The sequence below is a fragment of the Candidatus Halocynthiibacter alkanivorans genome, from assembly GCF_003333265.1.
GTDB classification, from domain to species: domain Bacteria; phylum Pseudomonadota; class Alphaproteobacteria; order Rhodobacterales; family Rhodobacteraceae; genus Halocyntiibacter_A; species Halocyntiibacter_A alkanivorans.
The window spans coordinates 1-6,664 of record NZ_QOLB01000104.1 but is presented as its reverse complement, the minus strand read 5'-3'; the positions used below and the strand labels follow the sequence as shown (position 1 = coordinate 6,664).

The window sequence follows — 6,664 nt, the reverse complement described above, 5'->3', positions numbered from 1 at the left end:
TCCCCGTAACTCAATGCCAACCATGATCCCCTCCACAAAGAGTGTCGATTATTCCAAAAGGGAATCACAAACAAACCCAAAGAGAAACCCGCAAAACACGAGTCAGAATCTGGGCGATTTGGTATAAGGCGCGGCTCAGGCGGCTTGCAGCGCCGCCGTGTGGCGAATGCGTTCGACCATGGCACGCAGCCCGTTGGAACGCTGCGCCGAGAGGTGATCATTGAGCCCCAGCCGCGCCAGCTCGCCAGCGGCATCCACTTTCAGCACCTCGGCCAGTGACAGCCCGGAATAGAGCGCATGCAGCACCGCAATCAGCCCGCGCACGATCATCGCGTCACTTTCGCCGTCAAAGTCAAACACCGCCGCCGCGCCGCCACCGCTGATGCGCGGCACCAGCCAGACCTGGCTGGCACAGCCGTCCACTTTGGTGGCGGGCACTTTAAAAGCGTCATCCAGTGGCGGCATCGCTTTGCCAAGCTCAATCACATGGCGGTAGCGGTCTTCCCAGTCGTCAAAGAACTCAAACGTCTCTGCGATTTCTTCAAAGGCTTCGGTGGCCATGCGCGGTATCCTTGCTTGTCTCCCTTCCATTTAAGCACTCACCACCGCCGGGTCCAGCCCCGAGCCCCTTTTCAACCCCGCTGCGGTGCGTTAGCTGTTGTGCAAATATTTTTAGGGGCGGGTATGACACAAAAACTTATTGTCGCGGTTCTGAGCTTTGGCGTTCTCGCGGGCTGTGCCGGAGGTTCCGGTGGCTCTCTGGCTTCGCTGAATCCCTTCAACTGGTTTGGAGCGTCTGAGACCGTCGCCGTGGCGGATGCGGCGGCTGTTCCGGGCCAGGTTGTATTGCAGAGCCTCGCGCCCAAAAAGGGCTATGTTGATTTCACCGATACACGGCCGATGATCAGTACGGTTACCGCCCTGAGCAGTGAACGCAGCCCGGACGGGGCGATCATCCGCGCCAGCGGTGTGGTGCCGGCACTGGGCTATTTTGACGCGCAGCTGGTGAAGATCCCGGCAGAAAAACCTGGTCAACTGCTGTATCAGTTCCGCGCCCGCCCGCCTGCGGGAAGTGCCGTGATTGGTGCCGCCCGCCAGCGCGGGATCACCGTCGCCGTTTTTCTGACGCTGCAACAGCTTGAAGGTATAAACGAGATCAAAGTGCTGGCGGCGGAAAATGCACGGGTAACGCGGCGCTGAGCCGCCTGCCCTGCGCCCTCGGAAAAATGTGGGCGTTCAATTGTGCCCCCCCAGAGCCGCGGTACTCCCAGAGGCGCAGCTCTCCGGCAGTACCGGCATTATCAAAAGAATGAAAAAGCCGCCCGCGGGATGACCGGGGCGGCTTTTTCGTTTTTGGTTTCCCCGGATCATACGACCCGGATCAGCTGTTGCAGATCACACTTTGATCACTTCCACCCGCTGGCCTTTGACCGCGAGGCCGATTTCGCCATTGCAAAGCCGCAACGCATCGCGCCCGAACACTTCGCTGCGCCAGCCGGACAGCGCCGCGACGTCTCGTTTGCCCGCCGCAATCAGGTCCAGATCAGAGGCGGTGGCGATCATTTTCTGGGCCACACCGGCATTTTCCGACTTCGCCTTCAGCAGCACCCGCAGCATATCGGCCAGCGCCGGGTTCACCTGCAGCTTGTCGCGGCTGTTGTCCGCTTTTGGCATGTCTTCAGGTTTGTAATTCGCCGCCGCTTCAATCGCCGCAATAATACCATCGGCAATGTCACCCTTGCGCGCTTCGCGCAGCAACAGGCGTGAGCGGCTGAGATCCTGAGCGTTTTTGGGCTTGCTGGAGGCCAGCTCCATCATCGCATCATCTTTATAGACGCGATTGCGCGGGACGTTGCGGTCGCGGGCATATTCTTCACGAAACCGTGCCAGCTCGCGCACGGCGGCAAGGAATTTGCCGGAACTGGTGCGGGTTTTCACCCGTTTCCAGGCATTTTCAGGCTCGACCACATAGGTGCCCGGCGTGGTGAGCACCAGCAGCTCTTCTTCGACCCAGCTCTGGCGACCGGATTTTTCGATCTCTTTGGCGAGGAACTCATAGATCACCCGCAGATGGGTGACATCCGCCAGCGCGTAGGTTTCCTGAGCTGTGGTCAGTGGACGGCGCGACCAGTCGGTAAAACGCGAGGTCTTGTCCAGATCTTCGCGGGCGATTTTGCGCACCAGAGTTTCATAGCCAACCTGTTCGCCAAAACCACAGACCATCGCCGCGACCTGGGTGTCAAACAGCGGTTTGGGAATAACACCGCCTTCAATAAAGAAGATCTCCAGATCCTGACGCGCGGCGTGGAAGACTTTAACCACGCTTTCGTCCTGCATCAGCTTATATAGTGGCTCAAGTGACAGACCGGCGACCAGCGGATCCAGCAGCACCGCATTGCCTTCTTCATCGCCGGGCAATGCCAGCTGCACCAGGCAAAGCTTGGAATAATAGGTGCGCTCGCGCAGGAATTCCGTGTCAATGGTGACATAGGGATGATTTTTGGCTTTCTCACAGAAAGCGGCGAGGTCTTCGGTCGTGGTCAGGGTAATCATTGACTTAAAATGCTCTTCTCGCTCGTTCCGGTTGGCCTGTCATACGCAGTTTTCAGCCAAAAGAAAAGTGGCGGGCGTTCAGGGCAGCAGGACCGTGTCTTTGCTGCCCTCTGCAAAGCGCTTCAGCACCGCTGGATAAAGCGTATGTTCCAGCGGCAGAATGCGCGCGGCAAGGCTGTCGGCACTGTCGTTTTGTGCGATTGCCACCCGGGCCTGGCCCAGAATCGGGCCGCCATCGAGCTCAGCGGTGACCTCATGCACAGAACAACCGGCCTCGGTATCGCCGGCTTCAATCGCGCGGGCATGGGTGTTGAGCCCTTTGTATTTGGGCAGCAGCGACGGGTGGATGTTGAGCATACGGCCTTGCCAGCGGGAAATGAACCCCGGGGTCAGGATGCGCATGAAACCGGCCAGCGCGATGATGTCGGGTTCTGCGGCTTCCAGCGCTGCGGTGAGCGCGCTTTCAAAGGCGGCGCGGTCGGCCCCGTAGAGTTTGTGGTCCACCACGGCGGTTTTGATGCCCAGGTCCGCTGCTTTGGCGAGGCCGCCTGCCCCGGGCACGTTGGAGAGCACCAGGCAGGGGCGCGCCGGGTGGCCACTGGTCATGCTTTGGGCCAGCGACACCATATTGGAGCCGCCGCCCGAAATCAGGATCGCAACCCGTTTCAAAGAAGCGTGCCGGAATACCGCACACCGGCGCCTTTGCCCACGGTGCCAATGGTAAAGACGGTTTCGCCTTCAGCCTCCAGCAGGGATTTGATGGCGTCGGCCTGATCAGCCGCGACAGAAATCACCATGCCCAGGCCGGAGTTGAAAGTTTTCAGCAGCTCGGCCTCTTGCATGCCAGCAACGCCGGTCAGCCAATTGAACACGGGTGGCAGGGTCCAGGCATCCAGGTTGATATCGGCGCCGAGATCGTCCGGCAGCACCCGTGGCAGATTCTCAGTGAGACCACCACCGGTGATATGGGCCAGCGCATGCACACCACCGGCGCGCACTGCGGCCAGGGTCGATTTCACATAGAGACGTGTGGGTGTCAGCAGCGCTTCACCGAGATTGCTGTCGGCAAACGGGCAGTCGTCGTCCCATGCCAGGCCAGAGAGCTCCACCACTTTGCGCACCAGAGAATAGCCGTTGGAATGCACCCCGTCAGAGGCCAGGCCGAGCAGCACGTCACCCTCGACCACACCAGCAGGCAGGTCAGAACCACGTTCCATGGCGCCAACCGCAAAACCAGCCAGGTCGAAATCACCGTCATGATACATGCCGGGCATTTCAGCAGTCTCACCGCCGATCAGCGCTGCACCAGAGAGTTCACAGCCTTTGGCGATGCCTTCAATGATGCGTGCGGCCTGGTCCAGTTCGAGTTTGCCGGTGGCAAAATAGTCGAGGAAGAACAGCGGCTCCGCGCCCTGACAGACCAGATCATTCACACACATGGCGACCAGATCGATGCCGATCGTGTCGACATTGCCGGTATCAATGGCGATGCGCAGCTTGGTGCCCACCCCGTCGGTGGCCGCCACCAGGATCGGATCCACATACCCGGCGCCTTTAAGATCAAACAGCGCGCCAAAGCCGCCCAGACCGGCCATCACCCCGGGGCGATTGGTTTTTTTGGCGGCGGGTTTGATGCGGTCGACCAGGGCGTTGCCTGCATCAATATCGACACCTGCGTCTGCATAGGTCAGGCCGTTTTTGCCGGTGGTCATGGTGAGTGCTCCTTGGCTGATACGCGTTTGGGGCTGCTTTAGCGCACGGGGGCGCCAAAGGAAAGCACCTTGGCCCCATTGCGTTGACGGCGCGGAAAGCAGGCGCCGGGCGGGCAAATATAACCCATTGGCGAAGAAGCAGGGAATTGGCGCAAACCACCGCTTGACCCTGCCCGCGCGCTTGCCTATTCAAAGCCTCAGGCGGGCCTGTAGCTCAATTGGTTAGAGCAGAGCGCTCATAACGCTTTGGTTGCGGGTTCAAGTCCTGCCGGGCCTACCAAATCTCCGCCTAAATCATTTATTTTAAACGATATGCGCGCCCCACATTTAGAGTTTACGGCTCACTATCTTTCAATGACTTAGCTGGTAGCGTGCCCCACGTTTTCACGCCCTATACCTTCCAGCGCAAAAAATATTTGAAACCTGCACTTTTTATCTCCTCACCCGTTCGCGCTGTGTGGCGGCGGCGGTGTTGCCCATATGGCGAGCATCTGCAACCGTTGCCGCAGGCAGGGGGCGTCTGTACAGCTGAACTTTGATCATTATACAGGTTGAGTATTAGAATTTTGGCATGAATGAGATTGGTGGATATGGTGGATTTAAGACGCATGGGTTCAAGTTGGGCTGGGAACTTCGGTGGTTATTTTCGAACCGGGATCCTGACCGTCATCGTTAGTTTCGCAGGCAATAGCGCAATTGGGCAGAACATTGACAGGGGCATTGAAGCTCCTGAGCGTGGTGACTATCAGGCTGCCCTGAAGGAAATTTTGTCATTGGCCGAGCAGGGCGACGCCGTAGCCCAGAACAAGCTCGGGGTCATGTACGACAACGGTGAGGGTGTTCTCGCGGACGACCAGGAAGCGGTGCGGTGGTACCGGCTTGCCGCCGACCAGGGCCACGCCAGCGCTCAGTATAATCTCGGGTACATGTACAGCAACGGCTTGGGTGTTCTCGAAGACGACCAGGAAGCGGTGCGGTGGTACCGGCTTGCTGCCGACAAGGGCCACGCCATGGCCCAGCGCAACCTCGGGCTCATGTACGAATACGGCAAGGGTGTTCTCGCGGACCGTATCAGTGCCCATATGTGGCTGAACATCGCGAGTGCAAACGGAGATGAGTACGCGCGGGAACGCCGCGAGGAGGTTGGAAAAACAATGACGCCGGCGGATATTTCCGAGGCCGTGAATTCTGCCCGTAACTGTATGTCCTCAGATTATAAAAACTGTAGATAAGGGCCGGGTAGCTTATCACCCAGGAAAGCCCACTCCAGCAACATGGCGGTCCCTCTATCTATGCCAGAACCACTTTCGCGGCTCTGGTGGTGCTGGTCCCTAGTCCTCAATCAGGCGTTCGGCACCGTCCAAGGGCACAAGAGATGTCGCGGTAGTGCGTAGCAAAGGAATAGCAAAGGCGTCACGACTTTCGAGCGCCCAGCGCCCCGCAGGAGCGAGTACATCCATGCCTTGCGCAAACGCGGCATTCCAATTGAAACCGAGATTGAACCGCACGGCGGCACCTACTCAGGTAGACATCCTCGCTACAGGTTAGCGTGCGACGCTCAGGTTATCACTCTGGGACTTAGTGGGGCGTCAACGTGATTGTTAAGCTCCCTGCCCTATCGCAAAGCACCGTCCGCCGGCTAATGCGCAAACACGGTTTATCCGAGCCCAGAGCGCGGACCTATGCCTATTATATTTGTGATGAGGCCACTCTATATGGGTAGCCGCGGACAAATTGGAGGCAAGCGGTCCAGCGAAGGGCAATATGTCCCGTTGCACTATGCCCAACTCAAATCATCAGCATGGCGGTCCCTCAATGGGGCCGCTGTCAAAGTGTGGCTGGAGCTCCACACGCGATTCAATGGTGGGAACAACGGAAACGTGCGGCTTTCTATGAATGAGGCTGTGGCAGCGTTGGGCATATCGAAGGGCACAGCCCAGCGTGCGTTTCGCGAATTGCAGGACAAAGGGTTCATCGTCCTGGATACCCCTGGCAACTGGTAAGGTATTGTCCACGATGACCGACGGCTTGCCGCCATACTTACCAGGGCGGCGTTTGTAGCCGATCTGGGCCTTGATGCCTGCCAATCTCGCCAAACGCGCCACGCGGTTCGGGCAACTGCTCTCACCCTGATCGCACAGATCATCATGGAGCTTGCGATACCCGTAGACCCTGCCGCTGGCTTCCCAGGCCTCTTTGATCAATTCCGTCTGGCGCCTGTCTTCTTGGGCTCTTTTGCAAAGAGGCATTTTGAGCCATGCGTAAAACCCACTGGGGTGAACACGCAAGCAACGGCACATCGCACGGATCGAAAACAGCGTGCGATGCAGTTCAATAAACGTGTACCTCATTTTGCATCCCTGGCGAAGTACACGGTGGCCTTTTTTAGAATATCGCGC

Annotated in this window: 7 protein-coding genes, 1 tRNA gene and 2 pseudogenes; 5 read left to right on the top strand and 5 right to left on the bottom strand. The window is 58.4% G+C overall.

Going from position 1 to position 6,664, the window contains the following annotated elements; translation table 11 throughout:
* Positions 1-135: 135 nt before the first annotated feature.
* Positions 136-561, bottom strand: coding sequence for a SufE family protein (locus DWA01_RS12770; RefSeq protein ID WP_114286217.1), 426 nt, complete (start codon positions 559-561; stop codon positions 136-138).
* Positions 562-684: 123 nt separating this feature from the next.
* On the opposite strand from DWA01_RS12770, the gene DWA01_RS12765 reads away from it, so the two are divergent.
* Positions 685-1,200 carry a hypothetical protein gene (locus DWA01_RS12765; protein WP_114286216.1) on the top strand — a complete coding sequence of 172 codons (516 nt, stop codon included), beginning with the start codon at positions 685-687 and terminating at the stop codon, positions 1,198-1,200.
* Positions 1,201-1,395: 195 nt separating this feature from the next.
* Here the strand turns inward: DWA01_RS12765 and rnd are convergent, their stop codons facing one another.
* From rnd to purM, 3 genes are all read right to left on the bottom strand, one after another.
* On the bottom strand, positions 1,396-2,553 hold the full coding sequence (gene rnd, locus DWA01_RS12760) for a ribonuclease D (RefSeq protein ID WP_114286215.1): 1,158 nt from the start codon (positions 2,551-2,553) through the stop codon (positions 1,396-1,398).
* Between the two features lie 78 nt (positions 2,554-2,631).
* The gene (purN, locus tag DWA01_RS12755) at positions 2,632-3,222 is read right to left on the bottom strand and encodes a phosphoribosylglycinamide formyltransferase (RefSeq protein WP_114286214.1); all 591 of its coding nucleotides are present in this window, start codon (positions 3,220-3,222) and stop codon (positions 2,632-2,634) included.
* Complete coding sequence (gene purM, locus DWA01_RS12750; RefSeq protein ID WP_114286213.1) at positions 3,219-4,265, bottom strand: phosphoribosylformylglycinamidine cyclo-ligase; 1,047 nt, start codon at positions 4,263-4,265, stop codon at positions 3,219-3,221. The genes purN and purM overlap by 4 nt, the downstream gene beginning before the upstream one ends.
* A 203-nt stretch (positions 4,266-4,468) precedes the next feature.
* Between purM and DWA01_RS12745 the strand changes: the two genes are divergently transcribed.
* From DWA01_RS12745 to DWA01_RS24040, 4 genes and pseudogenes are all read left to right on the top strand, one after another.
* Positions 4,469-4,545, top strand: a tRNA-Ile gene (locus tag DWA01_RS12745).
* Between the two features lie 295 nt (positions 4,546-4,840).
* Positions 4,841-5,497, top strand: coding sequence for a tetratricopeptide repeat protein (locus DWA01_RS23890; RefSeq protein ID WP_272867854.1), 657 nt, complete (start codon positions 4,841-4,843; stop codon positions 5,495-5,497).
* Between the two features lie 180 nt (positions 5,498-5,677).
* Positions 5,678-5,863, top strand: a pseudogene (locus DWA01_RS24045) (winged helix domain-containing protein); the annotation flags it as partial.
* Positions 5,864-5,947: 84 nt separating this feature from the next.
* Positions 5,948-6,268 carry a MarR family transcriptional regulator gene (locus DWA01_RS24040; RefSeq protein ID WP_419187005.1) on the top strand — a complete coding sequence of 107 codons (321 nt, stop codon included), beginning with the start codon at positions 5,948-5,950 and terminating at the stop codon, positions 6,266-6,268.
* On the opposite strand, the pseudogene DWA01_RS12730 reads toward DWA01_RS24040, so the two are convergent.
* Positions 6,266-6,664, bottom strand: a pseudogene (locus tag DWA01_RS12730) (IS3 family transposase); the annotation flags it as partial. The gene DWA01_RS24040 and the pseudogene DWA01_RS12730 sit on opposite strands and share 3 nt — an antisense overlap.

Excerpts from the sequence above, each read along its gene's own strand:
- DWA01_RS12770 (WP_114286217.1), bottom strand. The coding sequence starts at position 561 with ATGGCCACCGAAGCCTTTGAAGAAATCGCAGAGACGTTTGAGTTCTTT.
- DWA01_RS12765 (WP_114286216.1), top strand. The coding sequence starts at position 685 with ATGACACAAAAACTTATTGTCGCGGTTCTGAGCTTTGGCGTTCTCGCG.
- rnd (WP_114286215.1), bottom strand. The coding sequence starts at position 2,553 with ATGATTACCCTGACCACGACCGAAGACCTCGCCGCTTTCTGTGAGAAA.
- purM (WP_114286213.1), bottom strand. The coding sequence starts at position 4,265 with ATGACCACCGGCAAAAACGGCCTGACCTATGCAGACGCAGGTGTCGAT.
- DWA01_RS23890 (WP_272867854.1), top strand. The coding sequence starts at position 4,841 with ATGAGATTGGTGGATATGGTGGATTTAAGACGCATGGGTTCAAGTTGG.
- DWA01_RS24040 (WP_419187005.1), top strand. The coding sequence starts at position 5,948 with ATGCCTATTATATTTGTGATGAGGCCACTCTATATGGGTAGCCGCGGA.